Here is a 25,075-nt window from a genome sequence, read left to right as displayed (position 1 = left end):
ATATCAAAGATATGTTGTTACAGTTTTAAAAGTCTCTCATAACAAGCTTTTGTATTTTCGCCCGTTATTTTAGATATAAGTTTTGCTTGAACTTTTTTTGGCAGATCAAGCTCTAAAATATCATTTTGACTTATTGCGCTGCTGTTTTGCCCCTCAGAAGCCCTAATAACTACAACCCACTCGCCTCTTATATTTGCGTCGATTGAGTGCTTTATCTCATCTGCTACTCCAAAATAGTAGCTTTGATACTTTTTCGTAAGCTCTTTTGCCAAAAATATCTCTCTTGTCGGCTCCTCACAAGAGATCTCATCAAGAAGTTTTTTAAGTCTGTGCGGAGATTCATACAAAATTGTGGTAAATCCGCTGCCAAGAGCTCCCAGTAGAGATGCCTCTCTATCTTTGCCCTTGTGCGGCAGAAATCCCCAAAAAAGCATCTTTGTTTCAACAAAGCCGCTCGCTACAAAAGCTGTTAAGAGTGCGTTTGCCCCAGGCAGAACATCATAAGTAAGAGCGTTTTTTTGACAAAATCTTACAAGCTCTTGCCCGGGATCGCTGATTCCGGGCATTCCTGCATCGCTTACATAGACAACGTTTTGTTCGAAAAATGATGGTTCAAGATTTGAGATGAACTCTTTTTCATTGTGTGAATGAAGGGAGATAAAATTTTGTTCGGGTTTAAAAGCAGTCTGGTAGCGCTCTTTGAGTATGTGGATAAGTTTCTTTGTTATGCGGGTATCTTCGCATAGAAGTGTATCGGCTCCGCTTAGAGCTTCGATGGCTCTAAGCGATATATCGCCTATATTCCCAATTGGAGTCGGGACAAGTGTAAGCAAGAAAAATCTTGATTATTTTTTTGCGTAACGCTGGTTGAATTTCTCAATTCTTCCCGCAGTATCAACCATTCTCTCAGAACCTGTAAAGAACGGGTGACACTCGTTACAAATATCTACTCTTAGCTCCTCTTTTGTGCTCTCTGTCTCAAAACTGTTTCCACAAGCGCAGCTTACAGAACATTTTACTAATTTCGGGTGAATATCTTTTTTCATTTTTTTGCCTTTTGATACTCGTTTACGTGCGAATATCTATATATTTTTTAAATCCGTATGGGGGCGGATTTTTAGAAAACGGATTATAGCAAAAAATATCTTAAAGTACTATTTTGCTTGCAATTGCAAGAACGGCACTCTCGGAGCGCAGAACCATCGGAGTGTCTAGTCTGAATCTTTTTAGAGATGAGAGAAGCTCTTTCTCTTTTGCAGAAAAGCCACCTTCACACCCTATTAAAACCGTTTTTATATCGCTGTAGTCGCTAAGGGTCTCATCACAAAAATCAAAGACGTTGGTAGCCGGAAATTTTTCCACAAACTCATCTATATTTTTATATGTGTCAAACTCAATATAGCTGCTTCTTCCGCACTGCTGCATGGAAGCTTCCATAATTCTTTGAAACCTTTTGAAATCGAGCTTGATATTTCTCTGGCTTCTCTCACATGAGATAAAAGAGATTCTCTCAATACCTATTTCACAAAGCGAGGGCAGAACCTTCTCTATGGAGTTCGTATCTATAATGCACCACCCTATATGAAGCGGTTTTTTGCTTTTTACCTCGATCTCCTCTGAAGAGAGAAGCCTAAGTTCAGCACTTCTCGGCTCGACTGACTCGACCTTGTATCTGTGCAGGATTTTTATCTTTTCTCGGGATCTGAAACTTATCTCATCTCCCTCTTTGTGACGGCGTACTTTGATGAGATACTTGTGCAGATCTCCTCTTATATGAAGCTCAGGCTCTCCTGCCTCATCATCAAGTATGTATATCAAATCCACATCCAAGTAGAGATACTAAGAGTTACAAATATCTCTATAAGCAAAATATTAAGCGCATAAGATTTAAAATTTTTAAACGAATCGATCTCTTTTTGAGAAGTACCTCTAAGTGCTTTAGCACGTTTGCGCTCCAAGTAGATAAGAGTGAGTGCAAAAATTATCATAGCGATATTCTCTATAGTAAAGTCCAGATGCTTCGCTGCCATCATGACGACACCCGTAAAAATAACCATCCCTATTGCCGTTGCAGCGATCGGTGTAAAAAGCAGCATCGCTCTTCTGTATTTTGCTAGATTTTGTATGCTTAGCAGCATAAAAATATTTATAAAAATAATGCCCAAAACTAACATAACGCCCCAGTTGTGTGTTACAATACTCATATCATACATTTCATTCATGAGTGGAATATTACAATAAAAAGAGAAAAAGAAGAAACATGGCTATTACGATAGAAGAGGCACTAGAATTTATTTATAAAAATGCTAATCCAAGGTCGCTAAAGATAGTGCCGCTTGAGGAGGCTTTGGGTTATGTTTTAGCTGGGGATATCGCCGCTTCTCACAACCTCCCACCCTATGACAACTCAGCAATGGACGGATATGCAGTTAAAGTCGAAGATGCTCTAAGAGATGTCAAAGTTGAGCACACGATCTTTGCGGGTGATGACTCAAAAGAGGAACTAAGTGGCGGGTTTGCCATTAAGATAATGACAGGGGCAAAAATACCTCATGGATGTGAAGCGATAGTGCCCATTGAAGATGTGACTATTACAAATAGCGGAGTAAAACTTCCAAAGGATATAAAACCTTCCAGACACATTCGTCTTTGCGGAGAAGATATTAAATGCGGAACAACTATTTTAAATAGAGGAGAGAGGCTCCATGCGCATCACATCACGCTTCTTGCATCGCAGGGGATCAGCCACGTTAAAGTTTACAAAAAACCCAGAGTTGCTATTTTTGCCTCCGGAAATGAGCTCAAGATGCACTTTGAGAGTGTTGAGGCTCACCAGCTCTATAACACAAACTCTCCAACATTTCTTGCAAGAGCGCTTGAACTCGGATGTGAAGTCGATTTTATAGGTACTGCGTGCGATTCGCTTGAAGATATACACGAACATATTAAAAGCGCGCTTGAGAGTGACCTAGTAATAACATCAGGCGGAGTGAGTGTCGGCGATGCTGACTTTACAAAAGAGGCGTTTGGCAAGTTTGGTTACGAGATATTTTTTGACAAAGTAGAGATCAAACCCGGAAAACCGACAACATTTGGTCGCATAAAAGATACTTTGGTTCTTAATCTTCCCGGAAATCCGCTTGCCGCAGCTCTAAACTTTGAACTCTTTGCCCAAAGCATAATCTTGGCTCTTAGCGGTGACGCGGCGAAATACATTGCACCCATAGAGACAACGGCGGCTGCTGAGTGCATCATAAGAGGGGGTAGAAGAACGCTTATCCCAGGATATTTTGACGGTGCAGAGTTTACTCCCTACGATAAGTTCTCACCAGGGATGATAACGCCTCTCTCACTCTCTAATGCGTACATTATAGCAGATGAGAAGTGTGAGGTTATTAAAAAAGAGAGCAGAGTAAAAGTGATCTCCACGAGATTTAGCTTCAACTCAAAAGAGCAAAAAAGCCTCTCTTGCAGCTAAACGCTCTTAGGATTTAAAAAGCTCTCACTATTCTTTATCTTATCAAAGAGTCTTGCATCCTGCCAGCTCTTTTGGATCTCATGGCTGAACTCTATCTCGTTTAAATCTATCTCTCCCATATTTTGGGAGTATGCATCCTCTCTAAATGCCTGTGCATAGCCTGTTGCGGTCTCATGGACGATCACGCTGTGAAGTTTTACTTCCCTCTCTCCGTTGATAGTCGTTGTGAGAGATAAAAGCTTGTCAATAAACACAAATATAACACGGCTAAACTGCTCTGCAGATGGAGAAACCGGCAAAAGGACCCATCTATCTGAATGCAGTTGCATATCGGCTATATATTTCTCCTCATCACCGCTCCAGATGGCAATAGAGTGGTCAAAACAGTCAATGATATCTTTCATATTCTGCTTCATAAGCCCAAAGTCATACACCATCTGACCGTTATCAAGAAAATTTGACTCAAATAGAAGTTCGACCTGGTAAGAGTGCCCATGCAGAGAGCTTCTGCACTTTACGCTTGAACAGCCGCGAACAATATGAGCGTTTTCAAATTTAAAAAGTTTTCTTATAATCATCTATTAAACACCTCTGTTTTGATCCCATATCCGTATATGAAGTCTGTCACTGAAATTGTACCCTTTTGATTTGCAAAACTCTATAAGCGGCTCTGTGTTCGCCTCTACTTCCTCTTTTGTTCCGCCAAGAGGCATACAGTAGATATCGCAATTTGGAGCATGCGCAGCTATCTCTGATATCTCCTCCTCAAGCCCAAGATCTATGGAGTTGGCATCTATAGAGAATTTAAAAAAAGCCTCTTTTGCGTTTGTGGCAATTGAGTTTATAATATCGCCTCTGACTCTTTTGCTAAATGCTTCATTCGAGTTTGAGAGCTTTACTGATAGCGCAAAAACTGCTTTTTTGTAGATTGGATAGCGCTCAAAATCAATACCTAAAGAGCCGTTGGTCTCAAATGTGACTCTATGACCATCCTCAATCAAAGCCTCTATAAACTCTATAAATATGGTTTCGTTTGCGTAAATAAGCGGCTCTCCGCCTGTGAGTACAATGTCAACTTTTTTTGGCAGATCATATAGATTCAACACATTTAAAAGCTCTTTTGGGTTTTCAATAGGTATCCAGTTTTGTAAAAAATGTTCTCTGTTAACTGCATATACTGTGTCACATCCCAGAACTTTAGTGCCGTTTGGCGTGCTCTCAATGCACCCAAACCCCTCGCACTTCATATTACATCCGCCAAAACGAAAAAAGAGTGATGGAGTACCAACGTAACGCCCCTCACCCTGAATACTATAGAAATGTTCTACTAAATATATCATCAACCACCCGTTTCATAAAAAGCGCGTGATGAAATTTCACCATCCTCTCCGCCCCAGCGATTCTTTTCAGGCTTGTTTTTAACAACTTCTCTTAGTACTTCGGCAGCTCCGGCTACATCTCCTGCTTTTATGGCTTTACCTATGCTTAGTGCCTCATCGAAGTAAAGACACGGAATAAGCTGTCCCTCTGCCGTCAATCTTATGCGGTTACACTGCTTGCAGAAATCATCCTCATACGGTTCGATTATTCCAAATCTGTATCCGTCGCTCATACGGTAGTAGTGAGATGGAGATGCACCGTCAAACCCCTCATCTTCAAACTCATAATACTCTCTTAATATTGCAAGAAGCTCATCCGATTTCAGACCGCTTATCTCCTTGGATGCAAAGCGGTTCTCCATGTATTCTATAAACCTTATGGACATTCCGCGCTCTTTGCAGTACTCTAGGACATCTACTATCTCATCTGCGTTCATATTTTTCATAGGGACCATATTTACTTTTACTTTAAGCCCTACCGCTCTTGCTTCCTCGACACCCTCTAAAACATTTGCTAAAACATCCTTGCCCGCTATCTTTTGGGCGACTTCGGGTTTTAGAGTGTCTATGCTTACATTTAAACGCTTTAGCCCTGCATCTTTTAACTTTTGAGCGGTCGATTTTAGCAGATACGCATTTGTCGTCATGGCAAGGTCAATATCAGGCGCATAGTCGTAGATCATCTTTATAAAGACATCAAGATCTTCACGTAAAAGAGGCTCTCCGCCTGTTATGCGGATCTTTTTTATACCCTCATCTATTGCTACCTTTACGAACAAAAATAGCTCTTCAAATGTAAGCAGATTCTCTTTTGGCACCCATGAGAACGGTTTTTCAGGCATACAGTATTGACATCTAAAGTTGCAGCGCTCTGTCACAGAGATACGAAGATAATCCACTACTCTATGGTAGCTGTCTATTAGCATAATAATTCCTAAAGTGTTTTATATGTTTGTATTATATCTTTTGGAGGTAAAAAGTAGGTTAAATATTTTTTAGGTTGTAAAAGAGAGAGGTTTCAAGCCACATAGAGAGTGGATTGAGAGCTAGAAACTATTTGCTAGCAAATTTGTAATCTAACATTAACCAGATTTTATCTGTGTCAGTATTACCTGTACCAGCAGTATTTTTTGAATCTGCCATATATGAAGCAAATTTAACCATACCAGTTAAATTATTTACGCCGGGAATTGCTCTTGTATAAATAGCATCAATTTCTTGGCCAAACTCTTCAACTTGCCCTGCTACAGCAGCTTCTGCATTAAAGTCATGGTAAATCACTTTAGCAGTACCAAAATCTTTTGATGTATATCCAACCATAATGCTCATGTCTTCCAAACCTTGGTTACCACCATTATTCAAAAATATATCTGCCCAACCATTTTGTCCATGTAGTGTAGCTAAAGGAGTTTGAAATGTTGTATCACCGCCAGCCGCAGCATTTCCTTGGCCACTTAATACTTCATATCTAGCACCCACTAAGAAGCCGCTCACATTTGCACCAAGTTCTAAGTTATAGTAACTAGCATCAGCTTTTTCTCCTGTACCGCTATAACCTGAATTTTCTAAAGATGGATCTGTCTGTGTTGCGTACTCTGCACGATAGTTTAGTTTAACACCGTCAGAAACAGCGACATTACCAGTAAGTGCCAAACCGTAAGTATCATGACTTCCACCAGCAGTACCCTCTCCAATTAAATATGCATACGCGGTAGCCTTTAGTTCTGGCATAACCTTATATGAAGCATTTAAAAGAACCGTTCTAGTATCATAGCTATCTGCAGTAGGATTAGCAGTTCCATTTTCAGCAGCAGTAGACTCAGCTTTTATTGTATTTACTTGTGTTACGTAAGACGCAAATACATTCAGGTTTTCAATACTGTTACAAGTTAATGTATAAGCATCAAATGTCTGGAACATCTGTCTCCAGCCTACCGCTCCTACAAATCTCTGGTTATCAAGATTGATCATCTGACGACCTATTCTAAGAGTCGGTTTACCAAGCTTAATATCTACATACGCCTGTGTAAGACGAGTCTGCTCAGGATCTACAACTGTAGCATGGTTAATCTGCCCATTTGTCGTACTATTATAGTTTTCATTTAATGCACGTACATCAGTCATTTCTGCATACGCACTTAGCCAATCAGTACCGAGCAAGTCTGCACTCACTCCAATCGTCAAGCGATTTGTGAATGCATTGGCATTATCCTTCCCATCTTGATCCACCATCTCATAACGAGCTCTGATTTCACCTTTAGCTTTGATGTTGCTTAAGATGTCTAGCCCTTCAGCTTGCGCAGAAACTGAACCTATCCCCATCATCATGACCGCAGCCATTGACATTTTTACCATTTTTCTCATTTTTTCTCTCCTGTTTTGTCTCTTTAATCACCCATATATAAGAAGTGATACATAAGTGATAAAATAATCACTTATGTATCACTTCATATTATGAAATGTATTAGGACGTCACATATTCTACATCCCTAAATTTTAAATTTGGTTTAAATCATCCCTTTTTTCTCCTATTTATTTACATTTTGTTATTAATTCTTACTTTTAAGCGGTAATTTATATATGAGGGACGTTTAAAAGAGTTTTATATCTGTTATAATTTCGCTATGAGATTTAGAAAACTTAAAAAAAATATAAACACAACAGATAAAAAAGAGCAGCAGAAGCTGACTTACGCTCCATACAGCTACAGAGTAAAAGCTTTTATAACAGATCTCTTTATGATATATGTTCCCATACTCTATATAATCACATATATAGTACTCGGCGGCAAAGATGATTTTCAATCATCACAGTTTGGACCATTAATAGGAGTTACTCTTTATGGTCTTATATATGCAGTTTTGCTAAGCAAGTTTGGGCATACACCAGGAAAAAAAGCTTATGAGATGAGAGTAGTAGATGATAGAAGCGGTAAAAATATATCATTCTTTAGAGCAGCTGCAAGATTTATCGCTTTTCTTTTTACGGCTACAACACTATTAGGACTTTTTTTACCATTTTACAGAAGAGACAAAAAAGCACTTCATGATATTATTTGTAAAACAATCGTAGTAGTTGAAAAGAAGTAAAAAATTTAGATTTAAATGAGAAGGTAAACTCTTCCTAATTAAAGGAAGAGTTTTTTCAAAGAGAGTTAGTGTAACTCTCTCCAAACTGATCTTTTCCATAAGAATGCAAAGATCGCAAATATAAGAATATACCACATCACGTTCGTACCGACAGATGCTCTTTCATCTCTCTTTGTATCACCCGCATCAGCCATATGCTCTATTACTTTCTCTGCTGCATCAGCAGTAACACCTACTCTAGGCATTGCAGTTCCTGCAAGGTGCGCTTGAGGATTTTCAATAAATGTGCTCAAGAAGTGCTCGCCACGAGAACGGATATACATTGAAAGATCCGGAGGAAGTTTGCCCATATATTTTGTAAGAGACTCTTGGTACTCTAACACCTGAATATCGTAAGCTAAAGACTCTTTCTCAAATTTAAACTCAGGCTTCTCTCCAAGCTGTGTCCAGTTCTCATACTTCATAGCGTGACATCTTCCACATGCATTTTCAAATGCCATTGCAGGAGTAAGCTCATCTTTGCTAACAGCTATAGATTGCAGGTATGCAACCATATCAGCAACTTCTTGATCTATATCTCCGCCAGCTCCGTAAAACGCTACCATCGGATGCATCTGACCTTTAGCAGCGTCGAACTTATGCTCAACTTTAAGTGCGTGTGCGGGGTTCTTAATAAGATCTGCCAAAAATTTAGCGTCATACACAACACCTGCATCACTTAAATCAGGTGGATTTACACCGTATACTCCAGCAGCGGTAACTGCGTCCATTCCTGCCGGTATACCCTCTTTAGTGATAGAGTGACAACCTGTACAACCACCCGCACCCATTGCAAGCTCTTTACCGTTTGCGGCATTTCCTGTTTTAGTAATTGCCGGAAGATCTGCATATGCAAAATCTTCGCTCTCAACATGCTTATGCATTTGAGAGTGAGCAAATGGCTCAACTAACCAGTATGTTAGGAGAGTAAAAGCAACAACAACAACCAATATTAAAGGTTCTTTATTTTTCATCCTATTCTCCTTATACTTTTTTTTCATTCATTGTAATAAATGGAAGCGCTACCCATAGTATTATAAATCCAAGCGCAGCCACTAAACCGATGGTACTAAATATACCTTCTGGAGGGAGTTTACCCATTGCAGTAAGAACTATCATATCGATTAACAACAACCAGAACCAGATACTAAAAGCTCCACGACGATTTGCAGGAGCAACATTTGGACTTCTGTCTAACCATGGAAGAAGAACAAAGATAACCTGTGCAAAACCGAATGCTATTAGACCGATGTTTACAGAGAACGGACGCAAGATCTCATAAGACCACAAGAAGTACCACTCAGGGTAGATGTGTGCAGGAGTTTTAAGCATATCTGCAGGGTCAAAGTTTACAGGGTCAAGTGCAAAACTGTAGTTGTAAAATACAAGATAGAAGAAGAATATTAAAAACACACCTACAACCATCATATCTTTACTCAAGAAATCGTTACCAAAACGCATAACTTTTGAACCAGCTTTGTCGCCGTCTAAATATTTTTTACTCTCAGCTTCAAAGTCGATCTCTTCTCCATCTTGATTATTAACGTGAGGAATACGAAGAGCAGCAAAGTGAAGCCCTATAAGTCCCATAATCGCCAACGGTAAAAGAAGTACGTGAAGCATAAAGAAACGAGTTAAGAATGCTTGAGCAGGAACATAATCCCCACGAATCCACTCAACAAGACCGTCTAAGTGTAGGTCACCAAGGCTGAAAATATTTGTAATAACCATACCTGCCCAGTAGCTCATTTGACCCCATGGAAGCATATAACCAGAAAACGCTTCAGCAGAAAAAGTAACGAAAAGAAGCATACCTGAGATCCAGATCATCTCACGTCCCTTTTTATAAGAGCCGTAGTAGATACCCGTGAACATATGGATATATATAACCAAGAAAACAACCGATGCAGCCACACCGTGAACATGTCTCCATAACCAACCAAAGTCAACCTCTCTCATGATAGTGTAGTTTACACTGTCAAACGCAAAATCAACGTGTGGTTGATAGTACATTAAAAGGAAGATCCCTGAAACTAATAGTAATGCAAAGGTAATTGCTAAGATCATACCCATTGCCCATAAAAAGTTAATATTTTTCGGGATCCAGTACTCGGATGCCATAACTTTTTCAACTTTTTCAATTGCTAAACGCTGGTTTAGCCAATCTTTAACACTTGTTGCTTTTGTAAAATGTGCCATAATTCATCCCCCCCTTAAAGCGTTATTCCGCTATCTTTCATAGCTTTGTATTCAGGGCCTACTTCGCCAAGAATCATATTGTTACCTTCAATTTTAAATGGAGGAATATCAAATGCACGCGGTGGCGGAACTTTTGTAACTTCACCTGCCCAGTTAAACATACCACCGTGACAAGCGCATAAGAAAGATTTCTCTGCGGGATTGTAACTTGGAATACAGCCTAAGTGCGTGCATAAACCGATAGCGATCATAAACTCAGAGCCTCCGACCGTAACACTTCTTGCTTTTTGACTCTCTGTCTGACTAGCGATCATTTCAGCTGTTTTTTTCAAAACAAAGATCGGCTTTCCTCTCCACTTTTCTGTTATTAACTCACCCTCTGGATATATTGTCATATCAAGAGTAGTAAAGCCTGCAGCTTTAACGCTTGGAAGCGGATCCCAAGACTTCTTCATTGCAACCAATGAACCAACCGCACCAACGCCTGCTACGGCGCCAAATGCTTTGCCCATAAAACCTCTACGGCTACTGTTATGCATCTTTAAGCTCTCTTTCTTGTAAAATTTGAACCCTGATTATATACTAAGTTTGTTTTAATCCATTATAAAGTTAAGTTTTCTTTTATAAAACATGCTATTTTTTTGCCATTTTGTTCCATTTTGGAATAGTCACTGTTATTTATTGAGCTTATAATGTCAATAAGTTGTTCTTTTTCATAATTTTTAACAGTAGGAACACCGAGAGTCTCAAAAAGTTCTAAAAAGTCGGTTGTATAGTCTTCTCTTTGCAGGTATATGGGCTTTGCACCGGAAGCAAGACTCTCTAAAACTGCCTGCGGAGATGCAGTGATTAAAATCTTTGACTTTTTTATTACCTCATCATACTCTTCAAACTCATGATAGTTTCTGAAGGTTTCCTTTAAAAAATCCTCATAATCCAAAAAGTAGTAAAAACCAAGCAGAAGGTCAGGCTCTAAATCTTTAATTAAATCAAGGTTTTTCTCCAGATCCTTCTCATAATCATCATCCCCGAAAAAGTATGAGAGCTCAATTGTCTTCTCTTCGTTCTCAAAATATTTATCATCCACGGCTACTGCGTTACAGATGCCCTCTCCGCTAAGATATGGGGAGATCAAAAACTCTCCATCAGCCTTTACGTCATCTTTTTTATCACTTATTCGGATAAAGGTGGAGAAGTATTTTCTCATATCTTCTAGCATTATAGGGTTTGCCTCTTCGGAGTCAAAGATAAGCTTATCGCCATGATTGGCAATTTGTGGAATATTTCTAACCACGTCTATTCCAACCGCTTTATCCACGCCAAAGTGTCTAGCCTCGTTTGCGATACGAAAATCAGAGCATAGAAGCGTAATATCTATATCTCCTAAAGAGCGGATGATGGTGCATGCTCTTCTAAATCTGTCAAGACCTATGCGGTGTCCCGTGTGTACGTAGTAGTAGATTTTCATTTCTCTGCCTTAAAATTGATCTTTTTTTGCTCGATCTTTATAAAGATATGCAAGATCTCTATAGCTGCGGGAGTAATCCCGCTTATGTTCATCGCTGCTTGAAGTGTAGGCGGATTAAAGGTTTCTAACTTCTCGACTATCTCTTTGCTCAGACCGCTGATTTTTCTAAAATCAAAACTCGGCGGAATCTCAACTTTGAGGTACTTTTTCATCTTCTGTATCTCTTCGCTCTGCTTTTGGACATAGCGTGAGTATTTGCCCTCTACTAAGATCTCTTCGAGTGTATACGGTTCATATTTTGCAAGCTCTGGTACAAGTTTCAACATCTTCTCTACATCAAAACTCTTGCGTGCGACAAGCTGTTGAGCGGTAATAGTGTCTTTTATCTTCTCTTCGCCCATAGACTCCAAGAACTCTATAAACTCTTTGTTTGGCGTAAAAATAGTCTCGTTTAAAAGCCTTAAGCCCTCTTGTATCTGCTCATTTTTTGATTTAACTTTTGCATAAACCTCATCGTCGATCAGTCCAAAAGCGTGCCCGTAACGGCTCAGTCTTGTATCAGCCGACTCTTCACGCAGAAGCAGTCTGTACTCGGCGCGTGAAGTAAACATTCTATAAGGCTCTTTCGTGCCTTTTGTAACCAAATCATCTATTAGAACACCGATGTAAGCCTCATCACGGCGCAGAACAAGAGGCTCTTTGCCTTGAAGGCTCAAAGTTGCGTTTATCCCAGCCATAAGCCCTTGAGCGGCTGCCTCTTCATAGCCCGTTGTTCCGTTTATCTGTCCTGCAAGATAGAGCCCTTTTATCTTTTTTGTCTCAAGCGAGTGTTTAAGCTCTCTTGGGTCTACAAAATCATACTCTATGGCATAACCGTAGCGCACTATCCTAGCATTTTCCATCCCTTTTACAGAGCGGATCATCTGCTGTTGAACGTCAGGCGGAAGCGACGTGCTCATGCCGTTTATATAGCACTCCGTATTTTCCATAGTTTGAGGCTCTATAAAAAGATGGTGTCTATCTTTGTCGCGAAAACGGTTGATCTTATCTTCTATGCTCGGGCAGTATCTAGGACCCGTCCCCTCGATCTGACCCGTAAAAAGAGGTGCGCGGTAAAAGTTGCTCTCTATGATATTGTGAGTGGTCTCATTTGTGTAAGCGATGAAGCACGGAATCTGCTTCTTTGTCTTTCTAAACTCGTCACGGTTGGTTCTGAAACTAAAAGGACTTGGGATCTCATCGCCGTCTTGCTTCTCCATAACAGAGAAGTCGATTGAAGAAGCATCCACTCTGGCACACGTTCCCGTCTTCAGCCTTCCCATCTCAAGACCGCAAGCTCTTAGAGACTCGCTAAGCCCTACACTGCTCTGCTCTCCGAAGCGTCCGCCCTCCTGCTTTATCTCGCCGACATGAATAACGCCACGCAAAAAAGTCCCGCTTGTAATAATGACTTTTTCTGCTCTGTACTCATTTAAAAGATTTGTTTTAACGCCTACAGCTTTGCCATCTTCCACTATAAGAGACTCTACCATCTCTTGAACCAGTTCAAGATTAGGTGTAGTCAGTATCTTGTTTCTTGCAATTACACGGTATCTATCCATATCTATCTGCGCGCGGCTTCCGCGAACGGCAGGGCCCTTTGTCTGGTTGAGTATGCGAAACTGTATCCCGGCTTCATCTGTGATAAGACCCATCTCTCCGCCGAGCGCATCTATCTCGCGTACCAAATGCCCTTTTGCCAAACCGCCTATTGCAGGATTACAGCTAGTAGCTCCAACATTTTCGGCAAGCATCGAGACAAGCAGAGTCTTCGCTCCCATCCTTGCGCATGAGAGAGATGCTTCAACTCCCGCATGTCCACCGCCGACCACTATTACATCATATTTCATATATATTCCATATTATTTTCTTTAGCCGAATTTTATCATTTTTGAGTATCATTTGCGTAATATTCTAAATAATGGTTTAAACTGATGATAAAAAAAGCACATGACGCATATAACTCTCAAGATTTCAAAACTGCCCTTGAGCTCTATACGCAACTCTCAGATGAAGGCGATGCAGATGCTATGACCTCTTTGGGTTATATGTACCAAAACGCTCAGGGTTGCCAGAGAGATGATGCAAAAGCACTGGAACTTTACGAAAAAGCGGCTGAGCTTAAACAGCCTTACGCTCTTTTCAATCTTGCCCTTTTATATATGAACGGTCTTGGCGGCGCCCCTCATAACCAGTTTAAAGCGCATGAGCTATATATGGAAGCGGCGATCAGAGAGGTTCCCCAGGCGATGTATGAGGTTGCACTTATGCTTGAGCGCGGACTTGGATGCCTGCAAAACTTCTCAGAAGCGGCTTTTTGGTACGAAGAGGGAGCAAAGCGGGGACATACAGAGTCTTTTAACAATCTGGGTGTTTTATATAAAGAGGGACACGGTGTCGAGATGAACGAGACGAGAAGTTTTATCTGTTTTAAAAAAGCTGCCGACGGCGGTCTGGCGGAGGGGCTATATAACCTCGGAATGCTTTACGACCAAGGTTTTGGATGCGAACAAAATCACGACACAGCACTTGACTACTGCAGAAAAGCGGCATACAAAGGGCATGAAAAAGCAAAAGAGATCATAAAAGGTCTTCAAGAAGAGGGTAAAATAGTTTTCTAGTTTACAACGCCAAACGGAACAAAGTCCCGTTTGACTACGCTAGCCGCTAAGGCACTAAAGCTTGCCATTATATGGCAGAAAGGGAGATAAATTGTTCACAGGATTAATACGCGAGATAGCAGATGTCAAGAGTTTACGCGGAAGTACGCTTAGCATCCGCTCAAAACATAAAGCCAAGATTGGCGACTCTATCGCCGTAAACGGTGCCTGCCTTACTGTCATAAAAGTTGAACATGACGGCTTTAGTGTCGAGCTATCTCCCGAGAGCCAGAAGCTTTTGGCTATGGAGAACTACAAAAATGAAGTCCATATAGAGCCTGCCATGATGATGGGAGACAGATTTGAAGGACATATCGTTCAGGGTCATGTCGATGCGATAGGCGAGATAAAAGAGATAAAAAACAGCGGCAACTCTTTTGATGTCTTTATAAAAGTAGAGAAAAAATTCATCCCCTATATCATTCCAAAAGGCTCGATTACTATCGACGGTGTAAGCTTGACAGTCAACGAAGTCTTTTCAGATAGTTTCAGGCTTACAATAATACCTCACACTATGAAAGAGACGCTCTTTAAAAACTATAAAAAAGGTTCGCGCGTAAACATAGAGACCGATATGTTCGCAAGATATGTAGAGCATATTATCACTCACAAAAAAAATACTCTTACATGGGACGATATCGACTCAATATCAGCTAGATACTGATGAAATATGCCGCGCTAAAGGATTATTTCGGGCATAACAGCTTTCGGGAGTTTCAAGAAGAGGGAGTAGACGCCGTCTTAAATGCTCAAGATCTGCTTATGATCCTCCCCACTGGTGGGGGAAAGTCTCTTGTTTATCAACTTCCAACCATGCTAAAAGAGGGTGTAACTGTCGTTATCTCACCTCTTATAGCTCTTATGCAGGACCAAGTAGCATCCCTTAGAGCGCAAAATATAAGTGCCGAGATGATAAGCTCCGCACAGAGCCGTGATGAAGTAGATGAGATCGTCCAAAGAGCCTACAGCGGGGAGCTAAAATTTTTATACCTCTCCCCAGAGAGACTCAACAACCAAACAACTATCGGTATGTTGCGTGGCTTAAATATAAACTTCTTTGTCATAGACGAAGCGCACTGTATCTCACAGTGGGGGCATGAGTTTCGCGATGATTACAGAGCACTCGGAAATCTAAAAGCAAACTTCCCAAATACAGCGATCTGCGCCTTTACCGCAACCTCTACAGAGCATGTCACCCGTGATATATTAAGAGAGCTTCGGCTTGAAAACCCGCTTCTTTTAAAAGGTAAAGTGTTTCGCAAAAACATCTTTATCTCTGCACAGAGAAGAGTCTCAAACGGGCATGAACAGCTCAAAGCTTTTTTGCATCGTCATAAAAATGAGAGCGGGATCATCTATGTAAGTTCACGAAAGAAAACTGAAGAACTAAGCATCTTTCTCAACAAAAACGGCTACAAATCTCTGCCCTACCATGCAGGATTGCCGCAGCATGTAAGAGAGCAGAACTTTAAAATATTTGTCAACGACAAGGTCAATATTATGGTCGCAACCATTGCTTTTGGGATGGGGATAGATAAGAGCGACATCCGTTTTGTAGCTCACATGTCACTTCCGAAATCGCTTGAAAACTACTATCAGGAGATAGGACGTGCAGGACGTGACGGCGAAGATGCAGAGGTTTTGCTGCTCTTTAATGCAGCAGACATTGCTCAGCATAAAAGATTTTTAGATGATATTCAAAACGGCGAATACAAAGAGCACCTAAACCAAAAGATAGATACCATTTACAAATACGCCACTGGCGAGATCTGCTTTCACAAACAGCTTGCCGAGTATTTTGAAGATACGCTTGATGCATGTACATCCAGATGCGACAACTGCCTAAGCAGTGATGAAAAGAGGCAAAATATCACAAAAGAGGCGCAGATGCTTCTAAGTGCCGTCTATAAAACAGAGCAAAATTTTGGAAAGAACTACATCATAGACATATTAAGAGGCTCAAAAGAGCAGAAACTTTTGGCAAACGCTGCAGATAAACTCTCGGTTTACGGCATCGGGACGCATATGAGCAAAAAAGAGTGGTTTGTTATTTTAGAGAGACTCTTGGAACTAAAGATCGTAGTTTTAGGTGAATTTAGTACTTTAAAGCTTACAAATGAAGCGGCAGATATTTTACGGGGCAAAAAAGAGCTCTTTATAAAATCTTCGCGTCTGGAGATAAACATAAAAGAGAAGAAGATCAAGAGCGAAGAGACGCTTGATTTTGATGAGGAACTTTTTGAGAGACTGCGCGCAAGAAGAGCCGAACTTGCGGCAAAGCTCAAAGTGCCTGCCTATATAATCTTCTCGGACAAAGTGCTTAAAAATCTTGCTGCAGCAAAACCGCATGACAAAGAGAGCATGCTCGAGGTAAACGGCATAGCACAGAAAAAATTCGAGCAGTTTGGAGAGGCGTTTTTAGAGGTTTTGAAGTTTTAATTCTCATACTTTGGAAAAAAATCACAAATATTGACGTTCAGTACATAAGCGATTTTTACTAAATGCTCAATATTGAAGTGTTGTTTGTTATGGTATATCTCTGCTAGTGAAACGATAGAAAGTGATTTGTGACCGATAGATTAAGCCAGTTGAAGTTGGCTGAACCCTTTTTCCATGCGAATTCTTTTAACATTTTTACCAATTTCGATATATGTTTTATCAACAATATCATCCGAGAAATCAACTATATCCTGCATTAATCCAACTTGTTATAAGAAGTTGTAAAGTTTATTAGGATACAATTTTTGATGCAACTTGTTATTACAAGTTTGATATGTATATATAATATGATTCATAAATTTTAATTTTAGGATGGTTATTAATGTCATGCATTAAACCTGATTTAAAAGTAGCAGGAAACATTTTAATCATTGAAGATTCTTCGCTGTTCCATAACGCATTAAAAAAAGGATTAACTACAAGCGGACATACAGCAGAGGGAGCTTTTAGCCTAGAAGAAGCGCTGCTGAAGCTTGAAAAAAATTCGTATGACTTAATAGTTTTGGATTTGCATCTCCCCGATGGCGAAGGTGAAGATCTTCTTGAAAATTTGAATGCCAAACAAAAACTTAAAATCGTTGTTTATACTTCAGACCCCGATAAAGAGCGTCGTAACGAGTGGTTTCGATATGGAGTATTAGGATATCTCTCAAAGAAGGACCCATTTGGGTATGTTATCGATGAAATTGACCGCACCATTCAGGGAATATTTGAAAATGTCCATTTTAACATCCTCTTGATTGATGATTCTTCAGTCGTACGTCGTCAAGTCACATCTTTACTGCAACCAAGAAATTATCAAGTTTTTACCGCAATAGATGCAAAACAAGCCTATGAAGAGATTTCCAAACGTTCTCATGATTTGATTTTATTAGATCTTGAGCTCCCTGATGCAAATGGTGAAGAGATTTTAAAATACCTTAAAAAAAATAAAGATACGGCGGATATCGCAGTCATTGTAATGACTGGCAGCTACGATGCTGATGTAGTCCGACGTTTAATCAAACAAGGAGCAAGTGAGTTTTTTCTAAAACCTTTTATAGCCGAAGAACTCTTAATGAAAATCGATTTTTGGATTGATTCGAAACGAAAAACAAGACAAATTGAGTGCGAACGTCAACTACTTCAAGAGTATAAAGATACGGTTGATCGCGGTTCCATAGTTTCAAAAACCGACAAGCGAGGAGTCATCACTTTTGTTAATGACAAATTTTGTGAAATTTCAGGCTATTCGCTTGCAGAACTCATCGGCAAGCCTCACAATATGGTACGACATCCAGATATGCCAAAATCAGCGTTCAAAGAGATGTGGAACACTATTTTGAATGGTCAGATATGGGAAGGTGTGGTTAAAAATCGTAAAAAAGACGGTTCTGCTTACTGGGTGCAGACAATTATTAATCCTATTATCGATATAGATGGACAGATTGTGGAATTCATCGGGATTCGCCATGATATTACCGCTCTTGAAGTATTAAAAGAGCGGATGAATAAAGATTTGAAAATATCGACGGATAATTTTGAAACCATGCAAAAGCGTGTCCATCAGTATGAAGATGCAATGAATCATACGATGGCAGTGATGAGAACAACTAATGAAAATATTATTACTTATGTTAATAAAACATTTTGTGACATTAGCGGGTACTCGCCAAAAGATGTTATTGGATTGGAGTGTTCTGAATTGCGTGCTAAAAAACATCTCCTCGAGGGTGATTGTGAAGCAATCAAGAAAAAATTGGCAAACAAAGAAATAGTGAAATTTTCCTTTGTCAATGTAGGTAAAGAAGGAAATATATTTCATACTGATACAACGATTTATCCCATAGTTGATAATAATGGAAAAGTAATAGAGCATCTGCACTTAATGTGTAATATCTCGGATTTGATTAGTCTACATGAAGAGATTGAAAATACACAGCGCGAAATTATCTACAAAATGGGAGAGATTGGGGAAAGTCGAAGCAAGGAAACGGGTAACCATGTTCGGCGCGTGGCTGAGTATTCAAAGCTTTTAGCATTATTGGCAGGATTGAATGAAAAAGAAGCTGAAATCGTCGCTGTTGCTTCTCCAATGCATGATATCGGTAAAGTAGCTATTCCTGATGCAGTATTGCTAAAGCCTGGCAAATTAAACGAAGATGAATGGATGGTAATGCGCTCTCATAGTGCTGTTGGTTCTGACATATTAAATTGCTCACAAAGGCCGCTTTTAAAAGCCGCTGCCATTATTGCAAAAGAACACCATGAAAAATTTGACGGAACTGGATATCCAATGGGATTATCAGGTGAAGATATCCACATTTATGGGAGAATTGTTGCAATTGCAGATGTATTTGATGCCTTGGGAAGTAATCGTGTGTATAAAAAAGCGTGGGAGCTTGAAAAAATTCTCTACCTGTTCCATGAAGAAAAAGGTCGACACTTTGACCCTAGATTGGTTGATTTGTTTTTAGGCAATCTGAACAAATTTTTAAAGATTCGCGATTTATACATTGATTAAACTTAAAAAGGAAAAAATAGATGTTTTTTGGTAATAATAAGGTTCAATTTTTAAAAATTGAAGCAGAGTTAAGAGATGAAATTAAAAGTTTAAATGATGACAACTACCGTTTAAACGATGAAAATCAGCAGTTGAAACAAGAGGTTTCCAAATTAAAGAATAATGCTGTGATGTTTGATTTAATTCATCATCTAACTGAAAATTTAACGGGGGCTTGTCAAGTTGATTTGTCCTTGCTACAAAAAGACCTTGCCGAAAATGTGAATCATTTGGAAGAGATTGAAAAACTTAATAAAAATAATCTTCAAAGCACCGTTGAAGTTAATAATGAAATTGGTAAGATTCTTCAAATTCAACAAACATTAGTCACTAACATCACTGAAAACTACGGTTCAGTCTCTCAACTCAATGACGGAGTAGGAGCTATCGAACAAATAATCGATCTTATCGGGGATATTTCCGATCAGACTAATCTGCTTGCTCTGAATGCGGCGATTGAAGCGGCACGTGCGGGAGAACACGGTCGCGGATTTGCCGTTGTTGCCGATGAAGTAAGAAAACTGGCTGAGAGGACGCAAAAAGCAACGGCTGAAGTAGCGATAAGCGTTCAGAGCCTAAAGCAAAATGCGGTAGAAATTCATGAGCGTTCAAGCACAATGGAATCCATCTCGTCTGTTTCAACTGAAAAATTAGAACAATTCCGAATGGCCTTGATAGATTTAGGTCATCGTACACAAGTGATAGGAGATGACTCTACCAATGTTCTGTATTCTGTATTTATGGTGCTTGTTAAACTAGATCATTTACTCTTTAAAGCTAATGGATACAAAAGTGTATTTAGTCTAAAAGTTGAAAATGAATTTGTGAACCATCATAACTGCCGTCTCGGAAAATGGGCAGAGGATGGAAAAGGGGCTGAAATATTCGGCAATACTCCGAGCTTTAAAAAACTTGAATCCCCGCATAAAGCGGTACACGACAATATTCTTTTGGCTGTTAATTGTGTAACGGCGGGTACATGTGGGCAAGAGTCTAAAAATGTCATGACCTATTTCAAAGATGCTGAACATGCAAGCCGTGAAGTTATTGATATATTGAACGCAATGTTAAATGAAGAGCAAGCAAAAAGAACAAGCAAGTAAAAAGATTTATATTGAAGTTATTGGTTGTAGATGATAGTTCAACTATGCGACGTATTATTAAAAACACACTCTCACGATTAGGATATGAAAATGTTTTTGAAGGGGAAGACGGACTTCAAGGATGGAATATAATGGATCAACACCCTGATATCGAGATGCTGATTACCGATTGGAATATGCCTGAGATGAACGGATTGGAACTGGTTAAAAAAGTGCGTGCAGATTCACGTTTCATTAATCTTCCAATTATCATGGTCACAACCGAGGGGGGAAAAGCCGAAGTAATCACAGCACTAAAGGCTGGCGTGAATAATTACATCGTAAAACCATTTACACCGCAAGTTCTTAAAGAAAAACTTTCTGCTGTTGTTGGAATTGCATAAATTAGTATTGGTATATAAATCTTAAAATTTAGTTTAGAGGAGAAAAAAATGGAACAAACATTAAGCGATACCGATTTTTTGGTATCGCAAACAGATTCAAAGGGAAAAATACTTTTTGCCAATGAGGATTTTTGTAAGATTGCAGGATATACTCTTGAAGAGTTGATTGGACAACCTCATAGCATTGTTCGCCATCCTGATATGCCAAAAGCGGCATTTAAAGATTTATGGGACACGATTAAAACAGGAAAGGTCTGGAAAGGATATGTTAAAAACAAAACTAGAAATGGCGGTTTTTACTGGGTTTTTGCGACTGTTTATCCCAATATTGCCTGTGGTGACAGCGAAGGGGGATACATGTCATGTCGACGCAAGCCCTCACCTGCTGAAATTCAAAAAGCTGAAGCACTTTATAAAACAATGCGATAAAAGAGGAAATAAAATATGAAAAACAGTACAAAAGTAATAATTTTGTCGTTATTGGGTGTTCTTGGATTGGGACTGACAGTTATCATTAATTCTGTTTGGATGAGCGCAGGGTTGATTGTAGTTTTAATGGGTGCAGCTATTGCGGTGAGCATCACATCCTCTAGTAACGAAGTGGTTACACAGCAGTTAAATGATTTTGAAGATTTGTTGCTATTTAAACGTAATCAATTAGAGAATACTTCTGTTGAACCAAACAGTATTGAAGAAAAATTAAATCATCTTGCTACAACCTATGAATCAATTTTAGAACAAGACACTAAAGTAGCCGGTGAAATGGTATTGCTTGCCGATAAAGTACGTCGAGGTCATTATATGTGCCGTGTTGCAAGTGATACTAAAACTCCACATGTACATCTCCTTCGAAAAACAATGAATGCTATGCTTGATGCGACAGAGAAAAATCTTGATCAGGCAATCAACGTTTTGGAAGCATTGAGTGAAGGAAAATTCTCAACCAGTGCAAAAGTAGACGTTGAAGGTAAAATGGCTCAGATGCTTGAGAAAATTAATAACTTGGGCGTTGCATTGCAATCAATGGAAAATCAAAATAACGAAGCAAAAGAAGTATTGAACAATAATACTCAACAGCTTAAAAACACGGTTGAAAATCTTCGCAGCAACCAGTTTGTGGAGTTGAGCGGAATGATTAATTCCACTGTGGAGCGTATTCAGAGTGTTGCTAATAAAGAACATCTACTATCATGTAATCTTCAATCTTTGGCAGGTAACGCGCAAGAAACTAAACAAATTTTGGTCACTATCGGTGATATCGCTGATCAAACCAACCTCTTGGCGCTCAATGCGGCAATCGAAGCAGCACGAGCCGGTGAACACGGACGTGGATTTGCCGTGGTTGCCGATGAAGTTAGAAAACTTGCTGAACGTACTCAAAAGAGTTTGGCTGAAACTGCCGCTACAATCAATATTCTCATTCAGGCTATCAACGATAATAGTGAAGAGCTTAATAAAAATATGGACGAGATGATGAATTTAACAGAGTATGTTGGAGCCGTAGATGGTAAGATGGAAGAGCTACTGCATACTATGGATAGATTAACATAAAAGAGAAGAAAATCAAGGAGGAACTTTTTGAGAGATTGCGCACAGAAAAAATTTGAGCAGTTTGGAGAGGCGTTTTTAGAAGTTTTAAACGCTTAATCTCTGGGCGATTTTACATGAGGATTGCACTTTATCTTATGCGCCATATCCACATTTTTAAATCCCTCTATCTCTTGCAAAGATGCCACCGTTGCATCTCTAAAGCCCTCTCCGCTGTTTAAATAAAGTAAAAATCCATTCTCATGGAGTGCTATTCTTACAGGAAGTGCCATCGAGTATGTTGTTAAAAGACCGTCCTCTTTTATAATATTTTTGATGTCGCTAAAGTACTCTTTTGTCCACAAAGCAGAATTTACGGATGGAGAAAAAGCATCTTGATAGACAATATCAAACATCTGCGGCGCAAAACTTTTTATATACTCTCTTGCATCACCTAAAAAAAGCTCTACATGTAGAGTGTCATCACTATAAAATCCATTTTCAACCAACGCAAAGAGAATTTCTTTAAACTCGTCAAACTCTTTTGGATAAACAAAACTCCCCAGCGATTTTACCAAAGAGGCATCAAGCTCCGGCGAGAAAATATTTAACTTTGAACTGAGTGCATTTTTTTTATGATAATAGATAGTCGCCAAAGTGTTAAACCCCAGCCCAAAACAGATATCTAAAATAGTTATCTCACTCTGATGCGCTTTTATTTTAAAGGCAGGCTCTACATGTTTGACGAGTGATTCAAAAAGTGCGCCGTCTTTTGTGGAGTGGTAGTGTTCATCGTACTCTTTGGAGTAAGCGGTATAGCTTCCATCGGCACTTTCTACCATTGTATGAAGTTCATTATCAAAACTAATCATAATTACCTTTTATAAATATTATTATATTGATTTATTTTTGTACAAGCTTATTTTTGTTATTATAGCTAAACTAAAAATGAAAAAAGGAATGTATCATGAAATATATTTTAATTCTATTTATGCTATTTTCAACCTTACTGACAGCTGCGGAAAAACAAGTTGCAAAAGAGGAAAACAAAGTACAAAAAGCACTTCAAGAAGCGATAGAACAAGAGAAAAAATTTGCTAAAGAACAGAAGTTTTACCAAAGTCATGAGTATGACTTAAAGAGTCATGAGGTTGACTCATCTTCGCTTGGAAATATAACCGTTCCAGAACCTATAGATTTTGATATGGATAAAGCATATCAGTAAAACTTTACAGCCCATTACCCCACATATGCATCTTCTTTGCCATAACTAGGTCATAGCCATCGACCACATCTATCGTGTTTGCGGCACGGAACTCAAAATCTTCGAGTGTCTGCATCAACTCTTTTGTATCGAGAATACCCTTTTTCTCCAAAATGATAATGTGTGCCGCATTTGCAAGCGTGCGGTATGAGAGCGACAGAAGAGCATCTTTATCTTCATGAAGTGCGTATATATCCTTTAGAACTACCACATCATGCTCTCTTGGCATTGCGCGAGGGAGGGCTTTTGTATCTGCGATATATGAGATATTTGCTTTTATATCTGCTTCTGCTGTGCTACTCCCATACAGAGCAAGATTAAACCTTCCCCCTACATCTTCCATCATCTGCGCCAATAAAAAGGATATCTCATCTACGTTCGTAGTTACTTCAAGATATCTGTTCCCCGGCAGAGGATTGAAGAGTTCTCTAATACGCAAGTTCGTTAAGCTCCCTGAAAATAAACGCCTCTACTATATCATCTATGCTTCTTTGCGTATGTGCCACAAGTACCATCATATTTTGCTCCATAAACGGCCATACATACTCGTTGTCATCCATCACTACCACAGCTTCACTGCGATCTTCAAACGCGCTCCAGTCACTGTTATGCTTCATCTGAGCAACCTTTCCCTCTTGAACAAGAAGCTGCGCCCAGACTTTTACGTCGTTTACTTTGGTTATGCATGCCTCTTGGAGATCTTCGCTATCCATCGGGATCAAGATATACATCTACTACTCCACTTTTGCCAGATCTAGCGAGAGCGCATCGTTATCCATAATGCCGATTCCGCGCTGCAGCACTTTTGAAGCTATCTCTTTTGCATCGCCAAGAGAGTGCATCTTGTATGTTCCGCACTGATAGACATTAAGTTCGGGAATATCTTTTTGCTCTTTAACTTGTAAAATATCCTCCATAGAAGCTCTCCATGCATCGGCAACAACGCTCTCATCAGGCGTGCCGATAACACTCATGTAAAAACCTGTGCGGCAGCCCATCGGAGAGATGTCAATGATCTCTATATCTTTTGAGTTTAGATGATCTCTCATAAATCCTGCAAAAAGGTGTTCGAGCGTGTGGATCCCCTCAGATGATAGTATCTCATGATTTGGACGTACAAAACGCAGATCAAAAACCGTTATATCATCGCCCTTTGGCGTTTTCATCCCTTTTGCACGGCGTACGGCAGGTGCGGGCATAATTGTGTGGTCAACCGTAAAACTGTCTAATAGTGGCATATAAAATTCCTGTCTCTTTAAAATTGTCTGTATTTTATCATTATTTTATTTTACAAAAGGTAACAGCTATACGCCAATATTATAATTATTTATAGCTTATTATTAACAATTGTTATAAATCAATTTTAATCGAAACTTAAGATGTTAATATCTGTTGAAATTTAAAAG

General features: G+C 39.4%; 28 protein-coding genes. 11 read left to right on the top strand and 17 right to left on the bottom strand.

The genetic code is table 11. The features are described from left to right. Nucleotides 1-17: 17 nt before the first annotated feature. The 4 genes from rsmI to FCU45_RS09870 all read right to left on the bottom strand — a co-directional run bounded on the left by rsmI (nucleotide 18) and on the right by FCU45_RS09870 (nucleotide 2,204). Entirely contained in the window at nucleotides 18-833 is an 816-nt protein-coding gene (gene rsmI / locus FCU45_RS09885; RefSeq protein ID WP_137014796.1) for a 16S rRNA (cytidine(1402)-2'-O)-methyltransferase, read from the bottom strand. A gap of 12 nt (nucleotides 834-845) precedes the next feature. Next, the gene (rpmE, locus tag FCU45_RS09880) at nucleotides 846-1,046 is read right to left on the bottom strand and encodes a 50S ribosomal protein L31 (protein ID WP_137014794.1); all 201 of its coding nucleotides are present in this window, start codon (nucleotides 1,044-1,046) and stop codon (nucleotides 846-848) included. Nucleotides 1,047-1,146: 100 nt separating this feature from the next. Next, the gene (locus FCU45_RS09875; RefSeq protein WP_246032288.1) at nucleotides 1,147-1,824 is read right to left on the bottom strand and encodes a 16S rRNA (uracil(1498)-N(3))-methyltransferase; all 678 of its coding nucleotides are present in this window, start codon (nucleotides 1,822-1,824) and stop codon (nucleotides 1,147-1,149) included. Then, a complete protein-coding gene (locus tag FCU45_RS09870) occupies nucleotides 1,815-2,204 on the bottom strand; it encodes a hypothetical protein (RefSeq protein ID WP_246032287.1) in 390 nt (129 codons plus the stop codon). The genes FCU45_RS09875 and FCU45_RS09870 overlap by 10 nt, the downstream gene beginning before the upstream one ends. Before the next feature lie 56 nt (nucleotides 2,205-2,260). On the opposite strand from FCU45_RS09870, the gene FCU45_RS09865 reads away from it, so the two are divergent. Further along, nucleotides 2,261-3,478, top strand: coding sequence for a molybdopterin molybdotransferase MoeA (locus FCU45_RS09865; RefSeq protein WP_137014788.1), 1,218 nt, complete (start codon nucleotides 2,261-2,263; stop codon nucleotides 3,476-3,478). Here FCU45_RS09865 and FCU45_RS09860 read toward each other — a convergent pair. The 4 genes from FCU45_RS09860 to FCU45_RS09845 form a co-directional block, all read right to left on the bottom strand. Continuing rightward, the gene (locus tag FCU45_RS09860; RefSeq protein WP_137014786.1) at nucleotides 3,475-4,056 is read right to left on the bottom strand and encodes a 6-pyruvoyl trahydropterin synthase family protein; all 582 of its coding nucleotides are present in this window, start codon (nucleotides 4,054-4,056) and stop codon (nucleotides 3,475-3,477) included. The genes FCU45_RS09865 and FCU45_RS09860 overlap by 4 nt on opposite strands. A gap of 3 nt (nucleotides 4,057-4,059) precedes the next feature. Then, on the bottom strand, nucleotides 4,060-4,818 hold the full coding sequence (locus tag FCU45_RS09855) for a 7-carboxy-7-deazaguanine synthase QueE (RefSeq protein WP_137014784.1): 759 nt from the start codon (nucleotides 4,816-4,818) through the stop codon (nucleotides 4,060-4,062). After that, entirely contained in the window at nucleotides 4,818-5,783 is a 966-nt protein-coding gene (gene moaA / locus FCU45_RS09850; RefSeq protein ID WP_137014782.1) for a GTP 3',8-cyclase MoaA, read from the bottom strand. Before moaA ends, FCU45_RS09855 begins: the two co-directional genes overlap by 1 nt. A 127-nt stretch (nucleotides 5,784-5,910) precedes the next feature. Further along, nucleotides 5,911-7,221 carry an alginate export family protein gene (locus tag FCU45_RS09845; protein ID WP_137014780.1) on the bottom strand — a complete coding sequence of 437 codons (1,311 nt, stop codon included), beginning with the start codon at nucleotides 7,219-7,221 and terminating at the stop codon, nucleotides 5,911-5,913. Between the two features lie 260 nt (nucleotides 7,222-7,481). On the opposite strand from FCU45_RS09845, the gene FCU45_RS09840 reads away from it, so the two are divergent. Then, nucleotides 7,482-7,946 carry an RDD family protein gene (locus FCU45_RS09840; protein ID WP_137014778.1) on the top strand — a complete coding sequence of 155 codons (465 nt, stop codon included), beginning with the start codon at nucleotides 7,482-7,484 and terminating at the stop codon, nucleotides 7,944-7,946. A gap of 65 nt (nucleotides 7,947-8,011) precedes the next feature. Here FCU45_RS09840 and FCU45_RS09835 read toward each other — a convergent pair whose 3' ends face one another. The 5 genes from FCU45_RS09835 to mnmG form a co-directional block, all read right to left on the bottom strand. Beyond that, on the bottom strand, nucleotides 8,012-8,959 hold the full coding sequence (locus FCU45_RS09835) for a c-type cytochrome (RefSeq protein WP_137014776.1): 948 nt from the start codon (nucleotides 8,957-8,959) through the stop codon (nucleotides 8,012-8,014). A 10-nt stretch (nucleotides 8,960-8,969) separates the two neighbouring features. Then, nucleotides 8,970-10,184: a cytochrome b gene (locus tag FCU45_RS09830; protein WP_137014774.1), complete on the bottom strand. Its 1,215-nt coding sequence runs from the start codon at nucleotides 10,182-10,184 to the stop codon at nucleotides 8,970-8,972. 14 nt (nucleotides 10,185-10,198) lie between these two features. Then, a complete protein-coding gene (gene petA, locus FCU45_RS09825) occupies nucleotides 10,199-10,723 on the bottom strand; it encodes a ubiquinol-cytochrome c reductase iron-sulfur subunit (RefSeq protein WP_170175856.1) in 525 nt (174 codons plus the stop codon). 62 nt (nucleotides 10,724-10,785) lie between these two features. Continuing rightward, nucleotides 10,786-11,652, bottom strand: coding sequence for a hypothetical protein (locus tag FCU45_RS09820; RefSeq protein ID WP_137014772.1), 867 nt, complete (start codon nucleotides 11,650-11,652; stop codon nucleotides 10,786-10,788). Continuing rightward, nucleotides 11,649-13,541, bottom strand: a complete 1,893-nt coding sequence (gene mnmG / locus FCU45_RS09815; protein ID WP_137014770.1) for a tRNA uridine-5-carboxymethylaminomethyl(34) synthesis enzyme MnmG — start codon at nucleotides 13,539-13,541, stop codon at nucleotides 11,649-11,651. Before mnmG ends, FCU45_RS09820 begins: the two co-directional genes overlap by 4 nt. An 84-nt stretch (nucleotides 13,542-13,625) precedes the next feature. Here mnmG and FCU45_RS09810 point away from each other — a divergent pair, with 84 nt between their 5' ends. The 8 genes from FCU45_RS09810 to FCU45_RS11855 all read left to right on the top strand — a co-directional run bounded on the left by FCU45_RS09810 (nucleotide 13,626) and on the right by FCU45_RS11855 (nucleotide 22,429). Beyond that, on the top strand, nucleotides 13,626-14,312 hold the full coding sequence (locus FCU45_RS09810) for a tetratricopeptide repeat protein (RefSeq protein ID WP_137014768.1): 687 nt from the start codon (nucleotides 13,626-13,628) through the stop codon (nucleotides 14,310-14,312). 91 nt (nucleotides 14,313-14,403) lie between these two features. Next, the gene (gene ribE, locus FCU45_RS09805; RefSeq protein WP_137014766.1) at nucleotides 14,404-15,015 is read left to right on the top strand and encodes a riboflavin synthase; all 612 of its coding nucleotides are present in this window, start codon (nucleotides 14,404-14,406) and stop codon (nucleotides 15,013-15,015) included. Then, nucleotides 15,015-16,790, top strand: a complete 1,776-nt coding sequence (gene recQ / locus FCU45_RS09800; protein WP_137014764.1) for a DNA helicase RecQ — start codon at nucleotides 15,015-15,017, stop codon at nucleotides 16,788-16,790. The genes ribE and recQ overlap by 1 nt, the downstream gene beginning before the upstream one ends. 382 nt (nucleotides 16,791-17,172) lie before the next feature. After that, nucleotides 17,173-19,353 (top strand): response regulator, encoded by a 2,181-nt coding sequence (locus tag FCU45_RS09790; protein WP_137014762.1) that lies wholly within the window; start codon nucleotides 17,173-17,175, stop codon nucleotides 19,351-19,353. Between the two features lie 20 nt (nucleotides 19,354-19,373). Further along, entirely contained in the window at nucleotides 19,374-20,495 is a 1,122-nt protein-coding gene (locus FCU45_RS11840) for a methyl-accepting chemotaxis protein (protein ID WP_137014760.1), read from the top strand. Between the two features lie 11 nt (nucleotides 20,496-20,506). Next, nucleotides 20,507-20,878: a chemotaxis response regulator CheY gene (locus tag FCU45_RS09780; RefSeq protein WP_137014758.1), complete on the top strand. Its 372-nt coding sequence runs from the start codon at nucleotides 20,507-20,509 to the stop codon at nucleotides 20,876-20,878. Nucleotides 20,879-20,926: 48 nt separating this feature from the next. Then, nucleotides 20,927-21,307 carry a PAS domain-containing protein gene (locus FCU45_RS09775; protein ID WP_137014756.1) on the top strand — a complete coding sequence of 127 codons (381 nt, stop codon included), beginning with the start codon at nucleotides 20,927-20,929 and terminating at the stop codon, nucleotides 21,305-21,307. 15 nt (nucleotides 21,308-21,322) lie between these two features. Next, nucleotides 21,323-22,429 (top strand): methyl-accepting chemotaxis protein, encoded by a 1,107-nt coding sequence (locus FCU45_RS11855; protein ID WP_137014754.1) that lies wholly within the window; start codon nucleotides 21,323-21,325, stop codon nucleotides 22,427-22,429. Between the two features lie 92 nt (nucleotides 22,430-22,521). Here the strand turns inward: FCU45_RS11855 and FCU45_RS09765 are convergent, their stop codons facing one another. Next, nucleotides 22,522-23,277 carry a tRNA (5-methylaminomethyl-2-thiouridine)(34)-methyltransferase MnmD gene (locus tag FCU45_RS09765; protein ID WP_137014752.1) on the bottom strand — a complete coding sequence of 252 codons (756 nt, stop codon included), beginning with the start codon at nucleotides 23,275-23,277 and terminating at the stop codon, nucleotides 22,522-22,524. 95 nt (nucleotides 23,278-23,372) lie between these two features. On the opposite strand from FCU45_RS09765, the gene FCU45_RS09760 reads away from it, so the two are divergent. Next, nucleotides 23,373-23,630 carry a hypothetical protein gene (locus FCU45_RS09760; RefSeq protein WP_137014751.1) on the top strand — a complete coding sequence of 86 codons (258 nt, stop codon included), beginning with the start codon at nucleotides 23,373-23,375 and terminating at the stop codon, nucleotides 23,628-23,630. 4 nt (nucleotides 23,631-23,634) lie between these two features. Here FCU45_RS09760 and FCU45_RS09755 read toward each other — a convergent pair whose 3' ends face one another. From FCU45_RS09755 to luxS, 3 genes are read right to left on the bottom strand one after another with little or no spacing between them, the layout of a single operon-like run. Further along, entirely contained in the window at nucleotides 23,635-24,108 is a 474-nt protein-coding gene (locus FCU45_RS09755; RefSeq protein WP_246032286.1) for a hypothetical protein, read from the bottom strand. Then, nucleotides 24,098-24,400, bottom strand: a complete 303-nt coding sequence (locus tag FCU45_RS09750) for a hypothetical protein (protein ID WP_137014749.1) — start codon at nucleotides 24,398-24,400, stop codon at nucleotides 24,098-24,100. Before FCU45_RS09750 ends, FCU45_RS09755 begins: the two co-directional genes overlap by 11 nt. 3 nt (nucleotides 24,401-24,403) lie before the next feature. Beyond that, nucleotides 24,404-24,907, bottom strand: coding sequence for an S-ribosylhomocysteine lyase (luxS, locus tag FCU45_RS09745; protein WP_137014747.1), 504 nt, complete (start codon nucleotides 24,905-24,907; stop codon nucleotides 24,404-24,406). Between the last annotated feature and the right edge of the window lie 168 nt (nucleotides 24,908-25,075).

Origin of the sequence: Sulfurimonas crateris (genome assembly GCF_005217605.1) — a bacterium.
Taxonomy (GTDB): Bacteria; Campylobacterota; Campylobacteria; order Campylobacterales; family Sulfurimonadaceae; genus Sulfurimonas; species Sulfurimonas crateris.
This window is presented reverse-complemented; position numbering and strand designations above follow the sequence as displayed.